Annotated in this window: 12 protein-coding genes; 10 read left to right on the plus strand and 2 right to left on the minus strand. The window is 56.0% G+C overall.

All coding sequences use genetic code 11. The features are described from left to right. Nucleotides 1–168: 168 nt before the first annotated feature. Nucleotides 169–3,708: a pyruvate:ferredoxin (flavodoxin) oxidoreductase gene (gene nifJ, locus C4885_RS12150; protein ID WP_114000589.1), complete on the minus strand. Its 3,540-nt coding sequence runs from the start codon at nt 3,706–3,708 to the stop codon at nt 169–171. Nucleotides 3,709–4,457: 749 nt separating this feature from the next. Here nifJ and C4885_RS12160 point away from each other — a divergent pair. The 10 genes from C4885_RS12160 to C4885_RS12210 all read left to right on the plus strand — a co-directional run bounded on the left by C4885_RS12160 (nt 4,458) and on the right by C4885_RS12210 (nt 14,286). Beyond that, a complete protein-coding gene (locus tag C4885_RS12160) occupies nt 4,458–5,003 on the plus strand; it encodes an NUDIX domain-containing protein (protein ID WP_114000591.1) in 546 nt (181 codons plus the stop codon). A gap of 1 nt (nt 5,004) precedes the next feature. Further along, nucleotides 5,005–5,988, plus strand: coding sequence for a glycosyltransferase family 10 domain-containing protein (locus C4885_RS12165; protein WP_158538888.1), 984 nt, complete (start codon nt 5,005–5,007; stop codon nt 5,986–5,988). Nucleotides 5,989–6,027: 39 nt separating this feature from the next. Then, nucleotides 6,028–6,738 carry a tRNA (N6-threonylcarbamoyladenosine(37)-N6)-methyltransferase TrmO gene (gene tsaA / locus C4885_RS12170; RefSeq protein ID WP_114000593.1) on the plus strand — a complete coding sequence of 237 codons (711 nt, stop codon included), beginning with the start codon at nt 6,028–6,030 and terminating at the stop codon, nt 6,736–6,738. Between the two features lie 522 nt (nt 6,739–7,260). Beyond that, complete coding sequence (locus C4885_RS12175) at nt 7,261–7,911, plus strand: rhomboid family intramembrane serine protease (RefSeq protein WP_158538889.1); 651 nt, start codon at nt 7,261–7,263, stop codon at nt 7,909–7,911. Nucleotides 7,912–8,067: 156 nt separating this feature from the next. Continuing rightward, entirely contained in the window at nt 8,068–8,391 is a 324-nt protein-coding gene (locus C4885_RS12180) for a cyclic-di-AMP receptor (protein ID WP_114000595.1), read from the plus strand. Beyond that, on the plus strand, nt 8,391–9,311 hold the full coding sequence (locus C4885_RS12185) for a DNA polymerase III subunit delta' (protein ID WP_114000596.1): 921 nt from the start codon (nt 8,391–8,393) through the stop codon (nt 9,309–9,311). The genes C4885_RS12180 and C4885_RS12185 overlap by 1 nt, the downstream gene beginning before the upstream one ends. Nucleotides 9,312–9,362: 51 nt before the next feature. Beyond that, on the plus strand, nt 9,363–10,208 hold the full coding sequence (locus C4885_RS12190; protein ID WP_114000597.1) for a stage 0 sporulation family protein: 846 nt from the start codon (nt 9,363–9,365) through the stop codon (nt 10,206–10,208). Nucleotides 10,209–10,424: 216 nt separating this feature from the next. After that, nucleotides 10,425–10,592, plus strand: coding sequence for a DUF362 domain-containing protein (locus C4885_RS12195; protein ID WP_114000598.1), 168 nt, complete (start codon nt 10,425–10,427; stop codon nt 10,590–10,592). A 290-nt stretch (nt 10,593–10,882) separates the two neighbouring features. Then, nucleotides 10,883–12,064: a YibE/F family protein gene (locus C4885_RS12205; protein ID WP_114000600.1), complete on the plus strand. Its 1,182-nt coding sequence runs from the start codon at nt 10,883–10,885 to the stop codon at nt 12,062–12,064. Nucleotides 12,065–12,183: 119 nt separating this feature from the next. Then, entirely contained in the window at nt 12,184–14,286 is a 2,103-nt protein-coding gene (locus C4885_RS12210; RefSeq protein ID WP_114000601.1) for a metallophosphoesterase family protein, read from the plus strand. A gap of 117 nt (nt 14,287–14,403) precedes the next feature. Here C4885_RS12210 and C4885_RS12215 read toward each other — a convergent pair whose 3' ends face one another. Next, nucleotides 14,404–15,183: a type III pantothenate kinase gene (locus C4885_RS12215; protein WP_114000602.1), complete on the minus strand. Its 780-nt coding sequence runs from the start codon at nt 15,181–15,183 to the stop codon at nt 14,404–14,406. Nucleotides 15,184–15,540 lie beyond the last annotated feature (357 nt).

Below are 15,540 nucleotides of genomic sequence, written 5' to 3' on the forward strand. Positions count from 1 at the left end.
TTTTGGCAACGCAGATGCCGTGCCGCAGCTGCCGGAGCGGTGCTTAAGCCGCAAGGCGGGAATTGTGCGGTGTTGCCATAACAAAACCCCGCCCCGCGCAAACCGTATCGGATGCGCGGGGCGGGGTTTATATTACTGGTTTAGCGGCAGCGCCGCGGACCGGACAAATTACTTGTACAGGTCAACCAGCTTGGTCAGGTGGGTGTAACGAGCTTCAGCAGCTTCCTGGTTCTTCTCGAACAGGGCCTTAGCGCGATCCGGGAATGCGCGGCTCAGGCGGCTGTAACGGGTCTCGTTAGCCAGGAACTCCTGATACTTGTCCATCTTGCCAGCCTTGGAGGTGAGGGTGAACGGATTCTTGCCCTCGGCCTTCAGTGCCGGGTTGAAGGTGAACAGGTTCCAGTAGCCAGCCTCAACGGCCTTCTTCATCTCGTTCTGGCAGTTGGTCATGCCGCCCTTAACACCGTGCAGCTCGCAGGGAGCGTAGCCGATGATGATGGACGGGCCGGGGTAAGCCTCAGCCTCAGCAATGGCCTTGACAGCCTGAGCCATGTTAGCGCCCAGAGCGATCTGAGCAACATAGATGTAGCCATAGGTCATGCAGATCTCGGCCAGGCTCTTCTTGCTGATTTCCTTACCGGCAGCAGCAAACTGGCAAACCTCACCGATGTTGGAGGCCTTGGAAGCCTGTCCGCCGGTGTTGGAGTACATCTCGGTATCGAAGACCATAACATTGACGTCGTGGCCGGAAGCCAGAACGTGATCCAGGCCGCCGTAACCGATGTCATATGCCCAGCCGTCGCCGCCGAAGATCCAGAAGCTCTTCTTGGCCAGGTACTGCTTATCCTTCAGGATCTCTTTAGATTCATCGCAGCCGCAGGCTTCCAGAGCAGCGATCAGGGCCTTGGCAGGAGCGTCGTTGGCCTTGGTGTTGTTCTTGGTTTCCAGGTACTTGTCGATGACAGCATCCAGATCAGCATTCTTGCCCTTCAGAGCTTCAACCTTGGTGATCAGGTTGGCACGAACGGTCTCGTAACCAATCTGCATGCCCAGGCCGTGCTCAGCGTTATCCTCAAACAGGGAGTTGATCCAAGCGGGGCCGAAGCCAGACTCCTTGTTGGTGGTGTACGGGCTGATGGAAGCGGTGCCGCCCCAGATGGAGGAGCAGCCGGTGGCGTTGGAGATGAACATCTTCTCGCCGAACAGCTGGGTGATCAGGCGGGCGTAAGAAGTCTCGGCGCAGCCTGCGCAGGAGCCAGAGAACTCAAGCAGCGGCTGGTTGAACTGAGAACCCTTGACGGAAATATCGGAAACAACACCAGGGATGTTGTCCTTCTTGCGGATGTTCTCGACGCAGTAATCGAAAGCAGCCTGCTGTGCAGCCTGGCTCTCCTGCGGCTTCATCTCGATCGCCTTGGTCGGGCAGACGGTGACACATTCGCCGCAGCCCATGCAGTCCAGCGGAGAGACAGCCATGGTGAACTTGTACTCGCTAGCCTTGGGCTTGGTGTCAGCCAGCTTGGTGCTTTCGGGAGCATTAGCAGCTTCGTCAGCAGTCAGGCAGAACGGACGGATGGTAGCATGAGAGCAGACGAATGCACACTGGTTACACTGAATGCACTTCTCAGCATCCCACTCGGGAACCATAACAGCGGTGCCGCGCTTCTCATAAGCAGAAGCACCCTGCTCCCACTCGCCGTTGACGTTGCCTTCAAAGGCAGAAACAGGCAGGCTGTCGCCGTCCATACGGCTGATGGGCTCCATGACGTCGCGGATCTGCTTGACCAGTGCATCGGGTCCCTTCAGGGCCTTCGGGGCAGCATCGGGAGCCGGGTTGTGCCAGCTCTCGGGGACGTTGACCTTATGGACAGCGTCAACACCGGCATCGATAGCCTTCCAGTTCATCTGGACAACAGCGTCGCCCTTCTTGCCGTAGCTCTTCTTGGCAGCGGCCTTCATGAACTCAACAGCTTCGTCGATGGGCATAACGTCAGCCAGCTTGAAGAAAGCAGACTGCAGGATGGTGTTGGTGCGCTTGCCCATGCCAATCTCGATAGCCTTATCGATAGCGTTGATGGTGTACAGCTGAATGTTGTTATCAGCAATGTACTTCTTATCAGCAGCGTTCAGATGCTCGTCCAGCTCCTCATCGGTCCACTGGCAGTTGATCATGAACACGCCGCCCGGCTTGACATCCTGGACCATCTTCATGCCCATGTGGATGTAAGCGGGGTTATGGCAGGCAACGAAGTCAGCCTGGTTGATGTAGTAGGGGCTGCGGATGGGCTTATCGCCAAAGCGCAGATGGCTGATGGTAACGCCGCCGGTCTTCTTGGAGTCATACTGGAAGTAAGCCTGAATGTACTTGTCGGTATGGTCGCCAATGATCTTGGTGGAGTTCTTGTTTGCGCCGACAGTGCCGTCGCCGCCGAGACCCCAGAACTTGCACTCTTTGGTGCCGGGAGCAGAGGTGATCGGAGCGGGCTTGACTTCGGGCAGGCTCAGGTTGGTGACGTCATCGGTGATGCCGATGGTGAAGCGAGGCTTCGGATCAGCCTTCTCCAGTTCGGTGTAGATGGCGAACACGCTGGACGGCGGGGTGTCCTTGGAGCCCAGGCCGTAACGGCCGCCGGTCAGGACAACATCGTTCATGCCAGCTTCACGCAGGGTGGTGGCAACATCCAGGTACAGGGGTTCGCCCAGGGAGCCGGGCTCCTTGGTGCGGTCCAGAACTGCGATCTTCTTTACGGTCTTGGGCAGAACCTTCAGCAGAGCAGAAGAAACCCAAGGACGATACAGACGAACCAGAACCAGGCCAACCTTCTCGCCCTTAGCGGTCAGGTAGTCAACAACTTCTTCGGCAACGTCGCAGATGGAGCCCATAGCGATGATGACGCGGTCTGCATCGGGAGCGCCGTAGTAGTTGAACAGGTCATAGTTGGTGCCCAGCTTTTCGTTGATCTTGGCCATGTACTTCTCGACAACTGCGGGCAGTGCCTCGTATGCCGGGTTGCAGGCTTCACGATGCTGGAAGAAAACGTCGCCGTTTTCGTGAGAACCGCGCATCTTGGGATGTTCGGGGTTCAGAGCCTTGGCACGGAACTCCTCAACAGCCTCCATGTTGCACATTTCCTTCAGGTCTTCGTAATCCCACTTTTCGATCTTCTGGATCTCGTGAGAAGTACGGAAGCCATCGAAGAAGTTCACGAACGGAACATGGCCTTCGATAGCGGACAGGTGAGCAACGGGGCTCAGATCCATAACTTCCTGAGGGTTGGATTCGCACAGCATGGCAAAACCGGTCTGACGAACGGCCATAACGTCGCTGTGGTCACCGAAGATGTTCAAGGCCTGGGTAGCAACGGTACGGGCGGAAACGTCAAAAACGCAGGGCAGCTGCTCGGCTGCGATTTTGTACATGTTGGGGATCATCAGCAGAAGACCCTGAGAAGCGGTGAAGGTGGTGGTGATAGCACCGGTGCCCAGAGAACCGTGCACAGCACCTGCGGCGCCAGCCTCGGACTCCATTTCAACAACCTTGACCTGGTTCCCGAAAATGTTCTTCAGGCCGGCGGCGCTCCACTGGTCAACAGTGTCTGCCATCGGGCTGGAGGGGGTAATCGGGTAGATGGCAGCAACATCGGTAAACGCATAAGCTACATGCGCAGCCGCGGTATTGCCATCCATGGACTGTTTTGCTCTTGGCATTTTTTTTCCTCCGTTTACTAGGGAATGCCGGAGGGACATTCCCAGTTAGATTAGCACCTGTGTGCCCCTGCTGCAATACTTGCTCCTTGCAGCGGGTAGGCTGCGGCAAAAGCCCACAGGCAGTACCACCCGGCCAAACCCTTGCGAACCTGGCAGATGGCGCTCTTGCTTAAGCTTATTTTACCAAAAAAGGGGCGGAATAGTAAAGCCTATTCAGTTAGAATGTTGCACAAAAATTTTGCGCGCTTGTGTGCAGGTTGACCGTTTTGTGGCAGGTTTTTGTGCAAATTAGCTGAAGCAGGGAAATAAATAGGACTACATAGGCTGAAAAATCAGAAAAACAGCACAAAAATGGCCCGGCTGACAAAACAAAAGCCAGAAAGCAGAGAAAATTTGAAAAATAAAACGGCACAGCCAATGGAAAATACGCCGGAAGCTTGACAGGGCGGGGCGGGACAATTACAATCAAAGTAAATATAAAACGGCAAGCAAAGCCCGGCCACAGGCCGGGAAATGTACATATTTAAGGCAATACCGCATAATTCTAAGTGCCGATACGGCGAGCGAGGTGCGGCAGCTGCTAGGCCAAAAGCGCAGATAATACTGGATGTCTTATCGAGCATTTTGGCAACGCAGATGCCGTGCCGCAGCCGTCGGAGCGGTGCTTAAGCCGTAAGGCGGGAATTGTGCGGTGTTGCCTTAATAAAAACACATCCAGCCGGATGATAGGAAGGGAGCTATGATCTGCCATGCAGCATACCGAAATAAAACTGAACTCCAAAGAAATTTTTAAGGGGAACGTGTTCCGCGTGACCATGGACCAGGTGGAGCTGGAAAATGGCATGACCAGCTTCCGCGAGGTAGTACACCACAACGGAGGGGCGTGCATTCTGCCCCTGACAGATGATGACAAGGTGCTGATGGTGCGCCAGTACCGTTACGCACTGAAAGAAGAACTGTGGGAACTGCCGGCCGGCAAACTGGAAAAGGACGAAGACCCGTTTGAAGCAGCCAAGCGTGAGCTGGAAGAAGAGTGCGGCGTGACGGCGGAACGGTTCATCAACCTGGGGGTGCTGTACCCGACTGTGGGCTATGACAGCGAGAAAATTTATATCTGGGCGGCCAAGGGCCTGAAACCCACCAGCCAGCACCTGGACGATGGGGAATTTTTGGATGTGGCAGGCCTGCCGTTTGACGATGTATTGCAGATGGTGATGACGGACGAAATCCGCGACAGCAAAACCGTGACCGCAATGTTGAAATATGCCTGGCTGCGCCAGCGCGGGGAGGGCTGAAATGCCGGGGAAAAAGCAGGTGCGCTTGGCGTTTTGTGACCTGGCCCCGGACTGGGACGCCCGCGATAACTATTTTGCCCAGACGCTGGAACATGCCGGGTGGGAGATCACGTTCTGCAATGGGCCGGAGGAAAAGCCAGATTTTGTACTCTGCGGGACTTTTGGCTTTGACTTTTTGAAGTATGATTGCTGCCGCATCCAGTTTTCCGGCGAGGACAGCTGGCCGGACCTGAACCTGTATGACTATGCCATGGGGTTCGAGGTGCTGGATTTTGATGGGCGCTACCTGCGGCTGCCGCTGTACGCCATGCGCAGCAGCTGGGCTCCGGCTCTGACCAAGCATACGGTACCGGATGAGGAACTGCTGGCAAAGAAAAAATTCTGCAACTTTGTGGTGAGCAATGACTATTCCAACGAGCGCAATGAATTTTTTGCTGCGCTGAATGCCCACCGCCCAGTGGACAGCGGCGGTGGCTATATGAACAACATCGGCGGGCCGGTGACGGATAAATTGGCGTTCCAGCGTGGGTATAAATTCTCTATTGCGTATGAGAACAGCCGCGGGCCGGGATATTGCACCGAAAAAATCGTGGATGCCTTTGCCGCAGCCACGGTGCCCATTTACTGGGGCGCGCCGGATGTGAAGCAGGAATTTAACCCTGCGGCCTTTTTGTGCGCGGATGATTACCCGGATACGGCGGCGCTGATCGCGGCAATCGATGAGATCGACCGGGACGATGAAAAGTTCCTTGCGATGTGCCATGCGCCGATTCTGGCACCGGACGGAAGCTCCCGCGCGGCACGCTATGTGACGGACGAGGCGTGCGCAGAATTTTTGACCGGTATTTTTGAAAAAGGGCCGCACCTGCGCCGCAACCGCAGCTGCTGGGGTTCTATTTATGAGGGCGACTGGAAGTATTACCGCCGCCTGGCAGAGGCCGACCGGAAGCCGAAGGGACTGCTGCAACGGATTTTGGGGCGGTAACAGCAGCATACCCGGACAAAGAAACAAAACGAGGGAAAGATGGCTTACACGCTGGCGCAGATCGCGCATATTGAAACGGACTTCTCGGAAAAATTCGGTATTCCGCGGCAGAGCGGGCTGGTAGAGGAACTGCGGGCACGCATTGTGTTTGAACCGGAGTTCCGCAGCCCGGATGCGGTGCGCGGGCTGGATGGGTACGATTATATCTGGCTGGTGTGGCAATTTTCCACCGTGGTGCAGGCCGGGCAGGATGGCACCAACTGGCGCCCCACCGTGCGCCCGCCGCGGCTGGGCGGCAATACCCGCATGGGGGTGTTTGCCACCCGCAGCCCGTTCCGGCCCAATGCGCTGGGGCTTTCCAGCGTAAAGCTGCTGAAAGTGGAACCCAACACCCCGCAGGGACCGGTACTGACCGTTGGCGGGGCCGACCTTTTGGATGGTACGCCGATTTTTGACATCAAGCCCTACCTGCCCTATGTGGACGCTCACCCGAATGCCCGCGGCGGCTTTACCGACACCACAAAGTTCTATACGCTGCAGGTACAGGCGGAACCGGAAGTGCTGGAACAGATCCCGGCGGACAAGCGGGATGCCCTACTCGGCGTGCTCCGCAGCGACCCCCGCCCCAGCTACCAGCACGACCCCGAACGCCTGTACGGTCTGAGCTTTGGCGGCGTGGAGGTAAAGTTTAAGGTGGATGGGGATGTGTTGACGGTGGTGAGCACGGGAAAATTAAAAAAGAATAAATAATAAAGAATAATGAAGGTGGATCGCCTTCGCTGCGCTCGGCTCAAAAAAATTGGGCTGGGCGCGTTTTTTATTGGGAGATAAGGGGAGAGATGGAAAATAAGAAGAGAGATATTTCCAATAGGGGCGGCGGGCCTATTTGAAATGTGCGTGCGCGGCACGCACACCGGCATTATTCTTTATTATTTATTCATTATTCTTTCAGCCAAAGGCAGCTTTTGTCGCATGTTTCAACGCTTTGGATATCCCACCGAGGTTATCAACGCAATGTATTCACCTTTTCCACGGTGAAAATGTTGAAAACTCGGTTGAAAGTGTGGAAAACTAAACGGGTTTTCCACACTTTACACGCAAAAGTTGTTTTTTCATGGGGATATATGCCGGCCCGACAACAAAATATTGAACTTTTACCCTGGAGATGCTACAATAAACACACAGTTTACCGCCCTGACTGTCCACTATGGTTGTGGAAAACTGTGCCGGACGGGGCGGAAAATGCTGAATTTTCAACAAACCGGAGGGCTTATGCGCTGGATCGATAAGCTGGAACGCCGATGGGGACGGTATGGCATCCCCAATCTGATGAACATTATCCTGGTCGGGCAGCTGATTGCCTGGGTCATTGTGATGGTCATCAATCAGAACTTCTACTATGCCATCACGCTGAACAGGACTTCTTTAATGAGTGGGCAGATCTGGCGTGTTGTGACCTTTTTGTTTGTTCCGCCGCTGTCAACGGGCATTCAGTTGCTGCTGACGCTGTATTTCCGCTGGTGGGTCGGCAACTCATTGCAGCGCGCGTGGGGCGATTTCCGCTTTATGATGTACATCCTGGTGGGCATGGTGGGTGCATTGGTCGCCTGCCTGATCACCGGGAGCGCGGATGCATCGGGCATTTTCCTCAGCCTGTTCTTTGCCTATGCGTGGATGTGGCCGGAGCAGCAGGTGCTGCTGTTCTTTATCCTGCCCATTAAGATGAAATGGATGGGCATTGCGGCTGCGGCTATGTGGGTGCTGGAGTTTTTGACCGGCAACTTTGCCAGCAGGGTCAGCCTGCTGTTCGGCATTGCTGGGTTCCTGGCGTTCTTTGGTGGTGAGATGTTCACCACGGCCAAGGATGCTATTGTGAGCTACAAGCGCCGCAAAGACTGGGAGAAAAAAATCAACCGGAAATAAGGCGATGCGGCATTTTCGGCGGGGAAAACGAATAAAGGTGGTACAGCATCATCCAAAGATGTGCGGTGCTGCCTGAACCATACAGACCCGGCGGGGTTTGTACCGACCGGACTTTTGGTGTGACAGAATTTCAATCACAAAATGGAGGTTTTGACCATGAAACTGATTACTGCGATTGTAAATAAAGAAGATTCCAAAAATGTTTGTAACGAACTGATCAAGGCAAAGTTCTATGTGACCCGCCTGGCCACCACCGGCGGCTTTCTGATGGCGGGCAACATGACCCTGCTGATCGGCACCGAGGACGAGCGTGTGGACGACTGCATCAAGGTAATCTCCCGCTGCTGCAAACAGCGCACCGAGATCGTTCCCGGCACCGCTTCCATCGGCGTTGGGCTGGAAACCGCTATGCCCATTGAGGTGACCGTTGGCGGCGCAACCATTTTTGTGACCAACGTAGAACGGTTTGAAAAGCTGTAATGCCAATGCTGGAACGCATTGCGGGCAACCGTGAACTGAAACAGGACTTAAAGACGGCGCTGGGCAGCGGGCGGATCGCCCACAGCATTTTGCTGGTGGGGGAGCCGGGCTGCGGTGCCGGCTTTGCCGCGCGCTGCCTGGCGGCGGATTATCTGTACCCCAATGGTGGCCCCCATGCCGAGGCGGTTCTGCGCGGGCAGGATACCGAATCCATTGTGGTGCGTGGGGAGGGGGCTTCCGGCCAGATCAAGGTGGAAGCCATCCGGGATGCGCGGCAGAATATCCAGAAATCAGCCCTTTCTTCGGATGCAGAAGGCCGTGTGCTGTTTATTTATGGCGCGCAGAACCTGAATGGGGCTTCGGCCAACGCAATGCTGAAAGTTATGGAGGAGCCGCCGGAGGGAGTCATGTTCCTTTTGACGGCTTCCAGTGCGGCGGCGGTGCTGCCCACCATCCGCAGCCGGTGTGCGGCTTACACCATGGCACCGGTGCCGACCGAAGAATGTGCCGCTGCCCTGCGCACAGCACAACCGGAGCTGAACGAACAGAATGCACAGGATCTGGCTTTTTTGTATGAGGGGCACATTGGCCTGTGCCTGAAAGCGCTGAACGACCCGGCGGCCAAGGCGGCTCGTGCCGCGGCGCGGGAGCTGTGCCGCCAGGCCCAGCAGCAGGACACCTACCGTGTGCAGGCGCTGCTGGCGGGCTATGAAAAAGATAAGGACAGCGCTGCCGCTGTGCTGTGGCAGGCGACCCAGGCCGCCAGCGCCGCTCTGCGCCGCCCCGGTTTTGACGGCGTTCAGCCCGATACCGCAGCGCGGATCCTGCGCGCGGCGGAAGCCGCCCGCCGTGCCATGAAGGCAAACGGCAATCTGCGCCTTGCCCTGACCGTGTGCGGCATGGAAATGGCTGCCAGGTAGGGCAGGTACCCCCTGAAACGATACACCAATCCCGATAGATAGGATATTGAAATGAAAGTTATCTCTGTTAAATTTAAGGAAAGCGGCCGCGCCTATTACTTTGACCCCAAGGAGCTGGAAATCAAGGAAGGGGAATTTGTGATTGTGGAGACGGCCCGCGGCGTGGAATGCGGCGAGGTCGTGCGCAGCGCACATGAAATTGCCTCCGGCAGCTTCCCGCGGGAGATCAAGCCGGTCATCCGGCTGGCGGACGGCGTGGATGTGCGCCGCATGCGCCAGAACCGTGCGGACGAGAAAGCCACCTTTGAACTGTGCGAAAAGCGCATTGCCGCCCATAAGCTGCAGATGAAGCTGGTGGATGCCGAGTACACGCTGGACCGCAGCAAGTTGGTGTTCTATTTTACCGCCGACAACCGTGTGGACTTCCGCGAGCTGGTCAAGGACCTGGCCGGGCAGTTCCACACCCGCATTGAGCTGCGCCAAATCGGTGTGCGCGATGAAAGCAAGATGCTGGGCGGCTTGGGCGTGTGCGGACAGCCGTTCTGCTGCAGCCGGTTTTTGAAAAACTTCCAGCCGGTTTCCATCAAGATGGCAAAGGAACAGGGGTTGAGTCTGAACCCGGCCAAGATCAGCGGTGCATGCGGCCGTTTGATGTGCTGCCTGGCTTACGAGCAGAAGAGCTATGAATACTTGAATTCCATCACTCCGCAGCCCGGCAGTGTGGTGCGCACGCCGGACGGCGAGGGTACTGTGCTGGAAGCCAACGTGGTAGCCGGTACCCTGAAGGTGCGCAGCAATGTGGAAAGCCTTGCCCCGAAAATCTATAAACGGAGCGAGTGTACCTACCTGCGCGGGGGCCGCCGCGCACCGGTTGAGCCGGATCCCGACCATACCTGAGAAGAAACTTGGTTAGTAAAAACTAACAGTATGCCGAAAAGTCTGATTTTATGCGCCGGGCGGCAAACCCCGCGTGAAATTTGCCAAATGCCTTGAAAATCGAAGGTTTCCGTGCTACAATAATACAAACGCGAAAAGCGTGCCGTCCGGGGCTCAAGCCAACCGCACAGGATCCGGGCGGGCTTACATGAATTGTGCGGAGATAAGGAGATTACCATGGCTCATAAGGTTACTGACGAGTGCGTTGCTTGCGGCGCTTGTGTTGACACCTGCCCCGTTGGCGCTATCAGCCTCGAGGACAAGGCCGTTGTCGATGCTTCTGCTTGTGTTGACTGCGGTGCTTGCGAAGGTGCTTGCCCCACTGGTGCAATCCAGCCGGAATAATCACTCGGTTCCAAATCCCCTGTGTAGCGTTTGCTGCGCAGGGGATTTTTTAATGCAGAAATTTATAGATGATTTGATACAAGCCCTGTACCCGGCGGCAGAACTGTTTCTGCTGCTGTGGTACAGGGCTTTTGCATTATTTTACACACTTTACGGCACCCTTACCCACTTTACAGAACGCTTGCAGGGCACAGCAAAAAATGTTCAGTTCTTTACACAAACTATACGGCAGCATGGTCGATACCGGCTAAATTTCGCCGTACAATAGGCTACGGAAGGCAGGGAACAGAATGACCATACAAAATTTGCTGCAGCAATGCAGAAAAAAATCCCACAGCAAGGTGCTGAGGTTTTGGGTGGTGCTGGCGGCAGTTGCACTGCTGCTGGTGCTGGCCTGCCGCGGCTATGACTGGGACGCTTTAGGCCGCTACAAAGGGGATAACATCTCCAGTCTGCATTATGTGCGCGGCCGCGTTGTGGAAGTGCTGCGGGATGATACCAAGCCCGACCAGCTGGACCCTGCCCGCAGCATGGGCACCCAGGAACTGCGCATCCTGCTGCTGGAAGGTGCTAACAAGGGTACCGAAGTGACCATTGCCAACTACCTGACCCGCACCCAGAACGTACGGCTGCGCCAGGGTGAAACCGCCATTATCTGTGAGGACCTGCCCGACAGCGCGGATGCTTACTATACCGTATACAATTACGACCGCGCCCCGGTACTGGTGTTGATCCTGGCGGTGTTTGCCGCCGCGGTGGTGGCCATCGGCGGCTGGAAAGGCGTGCGCACCCTGCTGGGCCTGGGCTTTACCGGGGCAATGATTGCCTGGTTGATTTTGCCGGGCATCTACCACGGGCTGCCGTCCCTGCCGCTTACGGTGGCGGCGCTGGCTGTGTGCACCCTGGTCAGCCTGCTGCTGCTCAACCCGCCCAGCCCCAAAACATGGGCGGCCATGCTTTCCACTTTGGCGGGCGTGGCGCTGGCGGGAGGTGTGTTCTACCTGTTCAGCACGCTGCTGCACCTTTCCGGCATGAACGATACCAACGGTGAGGGCCTTGTGCTGGTGGCCGGGCAGACCGGGCTGGAACTGCACTGGCTGCTGCTGGTAGCGGTTCTGATCTCCTCCCTGGGCGCTGTGATGGATGTGGCGCTTTCGCTGGCATCCTCCCTGCACGAGCTGCGGGAAGCCGATGGGAAAATGAGCGGTCTGCAGCTGTTTGCCGCGGGCATGCGCATTGGCCGCGATATGATCGGCACAATGAGCAACACATTAATCTTAGCTTTTGCCGGTGAGGCTGTGACCACCCTATTGCTGCTGATGGCATACGGCTGGCATTCCAGCCAGCTGTTTGCATCGGATTACGCCGCCATTCAGGTGGCACAGGGCGTGGCATCCACCCTGGGTGTGGTGCTGGGGGTGCCCATTACCTCCGGGATATGCGCGGCACTGTACCGGCCGCTGAAACGATAAAAGCAATGCCTGCATCAGCGGGCTGTAGATATACCTCAAAAGCCGGGAGCGGGCATTGCTGAAACTCCCGCCAGAATTTGATTCGGATGAATAGAAAGTGTGTGTGAAGAAAAGTGAATTTGAAGAACTGGAATCGTCTGACTGCCTGTGCCCTTGCGCTGATCATGAGCGCGGGCATGACCGTTACCCCGGTGCTGGCCGAGGAAGCCACCCCCGAAGCCGCTGCCCCGGCGGAAACCGTGGCGGTCGATGCCCCTACTTTTTACGCCAACAGCCATGATGTGAAAGCTGTTGTGATGAACATCGGTGCTGCCCAGGATTCCGTGAACGTGACATGGTACGGCAGCACCCCCACCGGCGGCATGCTGAAATACGGCGTACAGGGCGGCGAGATGACCACACTGCAGGCTGCCGTGGCCCCCACCAGCAGCGAAGGCTGGTACAAGAATACCGTTACCCTGACCGGCCTGCAGAGCAACACCACCTATGAATACGCTGTCAGCGCCGATAAGGACGAAGCCCATTACGGCGAAACCAAAACCTACACCACCCAGACCTTTGGCAAAGATGAGCCGTACACCTTCCTGGTATTCGGCGACCCGCAGATCGGCTGCAGTGGCAGCATTGACGATGACAACGGCGGCTGGACCAACACCCTGAACCACGCCCTGGCCAAAGCCCCCAATGCAAACTTCCTGTTCAGCATGGGTGACCAGATCAACGCCTATTATAAGTACGACACCAGCAACCTGAGCCAGGTGGAAGAAGAGTATGACGGCTTCCTGAACGCCCCGCAGCTGACCCAGCTGCCGCTGGCAACCGAGCTGGGCAACCATGACTGCGGCTACAACACCGCCCTGTACGGACAGCATTTTACCCTGCCCAACATCAGCGAAAAGTACGGTCAGGTCAGCGGCGATGCCTATGGCGATAACGCTGTGGATTCTGAGTCTACCGGTGACGGTGACTACTACTTTACTTACAACAACACCCTGTATATGGTGCTGAACACCAGTTGCCTGAGCATTGCCGAACACAAGGCATTTCTGGAAGAAACCATCCAGGCCAACCCTGATGTGACCTGGAAAGTGGTTTCTTTCCATAAGTCCATCTACAGCGTTGCCAGCCATGTAACGGAATCCGATATCGTCACGCTGCGCAACGGTCTTTCCCCGATTTTGAGCCAGCTGGGCATTGATATTGTCCTGCAGGGCCATGACCACGTTTACGCCCGCAGCTACATCATGGGCGGCGAAAGCGGCATGACGGCTGATGTTCAGAAGAACGCTGACGGCAGCGCCCTGACCGAAGTGACCAACCCCGATGGTGTTCAGTACATTACCATGAACTCTGCTTCCGGCAGCAAGTTCTATAAGATCACCGAGGAAGCCTTTGAATACACTGCTGTGCAGAACCAGGAGAAGGTTCCCAACTACTCTGTTGCCAATGTTACCAAGGATGCCTTTACCGTGACTACCTACCGCAGCACCGATGACAGCGTGGTGGATACCATCACCATCAAGAAGTCCAAGAACGGCTGGGAAACCGTGGATGGCAAGGATTACTGGTACGAGGACGGTGTCAAACAGGGTACCGAGGGCCGCGGTAAAGAGATCTATGACCCCGAAAGCGATGCCTGGTACTGGCTGGACAGCGATGCCAACGGCGCAAAGGCAGTTTCCAAGGACGTTTACCAGGAATCCGATGGCGGCAAATGGGTCCGCTATGACGAAAACGGCAAGATGATCAAGGGATGGAACACCAACGAGAAAGGCACCTACTACTTTGACCCCATCACTGGCGCAATGGCAAAGGGCGATGTTGAGATCGACGGCGTGCCATGCAGCTTTGACGAAACCACCGGCATTGGTCTGAACCTCGCCTGGAAGCAGGAGAACGGCAAGGACTACTGGTACGAGAACGGCCAGCGCCAGGGCCTGGAAGGCCGCGGCAAGGAGATCTATGACCCCGAAAGTGATGGCTGGTACTGGCTGGACAGCGATGCCAACGGCGCAAAGGCAGTTTCCAAGGATGTTTACCAGGAATCTGACGGCGGCAAGTGGGTCCGCTATGACGAAAACGGCCAGATGATCAAGGGCTGGAATACCAACGAGAACGGTACCTACTACTTTGACCTCATCACCGGTGCAATGGCACACGGCACGGTGGAGATCAACGGTAAGACCTGCCACTTCGATGAAGCAACCGGCATCCTGAAATAAGAAACTTGAGAAGATAGCATAAAGCAAAGCACCCCGCATTCCATTTAGCCCGGCGGCTATGGAATGCGGGGTGCTTTTGTTGTGCTGGATAAGGCGAGAAAGAAATTGTTTTTGAACTTACTTTTTGACGTTGCGCTTCCAGATGGAATACAGGCCGTCCAGAATCAACGTTCCGTTATATTCAATGGGGGTGGCGCAGGCATCCCGGATGCTGGCGGGCAGGGTGCCGGTGGCAATGACCGGGGCATCCGGTGCGTGCAGGGTGGCGCGGCAGCGGGCAAACAGGCCATCCAGCATCAGGGCGCTGCCGTTCACAATACCGCTGTGCAGGCAGTCCGTTGTGTTGGTGCCCAAAAAGCGCTTGGCAGGCAGCTCCATATCAATCTGCGGCAGTTGGGCTGTGTTGCGTACCAGGGCCGAAAGGCTTAGCGCCGGGCTGGGCAGAATCACACCGCCCACAATGCTGCCCTCGGCATCCACGGCAACCAGCGTGGCGGCGGTATCCATGTTCATGACCAGAAGGGGCGGCTTGTGGGTCTGCAAGGCGCCCACAGCGGCACACAGCAGCTCACCGCCCAGCTGGGCGGGATTATCCATGCGGATGCGTACACCGCTCTTTAAGCCGGGGCCGACTTCCATCAGGGGGGCGTTGGTCATCTTCTCCAGGGCTTCGCGCATACGGCTGGTCAGGACGGGAACCACACTGGCTAGGATCGCCGCGTCCACATCACGGGGCTGAATATGATAGAGAGCCAGCATGTTGACAAGCTTGTAGACCAGTTCGTCCGAGCTCAGGGCACTATCGGAATAAAAGCGGGAAGCAAACACGCGCTGTCCGGCGGAATCATATCCACCGAAAGTTACGTTGGTGTTGCCGATGTTCAAAGCTAAAAGCATGATGAAGCAATGCTCCTTTATGTAGAGATAAGGAATATACCAAAAGAGAAAGCTGTTACTATACTATTATATAGAAGAGCAAAAAGCAAATGTTTTTGGTTGGGGAGGGGATAGAAACAAGAAAGTGCGCTAAAACGACACTGTACACCTTATCCAAAAATAAAATCAAAAAATTATAGAAAAAATCGAAAAAAGGTGTTGACTTTAGGCGAAAGTGTGGTATTATAAATAAGCTGTCGCGCAAGACAGCAGCTCTTCAAAAGCCAAATAAAAGCGATGTACCAGCAAAAACGCAGCGGGGAACCGGATAGCGTGCGGGAGGAAAGCTTTTAAAAAGGCGTTTGGAAAGCTCAAAAA

The sequence above is a fragment of the Subdoligranulum sp. APC924/74 genome (assembly GCF_003324125.1).
GTDB lineage: Bacteria > Bacillota > Clostridia > Oscillospirales > Ruminococcaceae > Gemmiger > Gemmiger qucibialis.

What these genes read in the sequence shown, in the direction of transcription:
- nifJ (WP_114000589.1), bottom strand. Translation starts at nt 3,708, where the DNA reads ATGCCAAGAGCAAAACAGTCCATGGATGGCAATACCGCGGCTGCGCAT.
- C4885_RS12160 (WP_114000591.1), top strand. Translation starts at nt 4,458, where the DNA reads ATGCAGCATACCGAAATAAAACTGAACTCCAAAGAAATTTTTAAGGGG.
- C4885_RS12165 (WP_158538888.1), top strand. Translation starts at nt 5,005, where the DNA reads ATGCCGGGGAAAAAGCAGGTGCGCTTGGCGTTTTGTGACCTGGCCCCG.
- tsaA (WP_114000593.1), top strand. Translation starts at nt 6,028, where the DNA reads ATGGCTTACACGCTGGCGCAGATCGCGCATATTGAAACGGACTTCTCG.
- C4885_RS12175 (WP_158538889.1), top strand. Translation starts at nt 7,261, where the DNA reads ATGCGCTGGATCGATAAGCTGGAACGCCGATGGGGACGGTATGGCATC.
- C4885_RS12180 (WP_114000595.1), top strand. Translation starts at nt 8,068, where the DNA reads ATGAAACTGATTACTGCGATTGTAAATAAAGAAGATTCCAAAAATGTT.
- C4885_RS12185 (WP_114000596.1), top strand. Translation starts at nt 8,391, where the DNA reads ATGCCAATGCTGGAACGCATTGCGGGCAACCGTGAACTGAAACAGGAC.
- C4885_RS12190 (WP_114000597.1), top strand. Translation starts at nt 9,363, where the DNA reads ATGAAAGTTATCTCTGTTAAATTTAAGGAAAGCGGCCGCGCCTATTAC.
- C4885_RS12195 (WP_114000598.1), top strand. Translation starts at nt 10,425, where the DNA reads ATGGCTCATAAGGTTACTGACGAGTGCGTTGCTTGCGGCGCTTGTGTT.
- C4885_RS12205 (WP_114000600.1), top strand. Translation starts at nt 10,883, where the DNA reads ATGACCATACAAAATTTGCTGCAGCAATGCAGAAAAAAATCCCACAGC.
- C4885_RS12215 (WP_114000602.1), bottom strand. Translation starts at nt 15,183, where the DNA reads ATGCTTTTAGCTTTGAACATCGGCAACACCAACGTAACTTTCGGTGGA.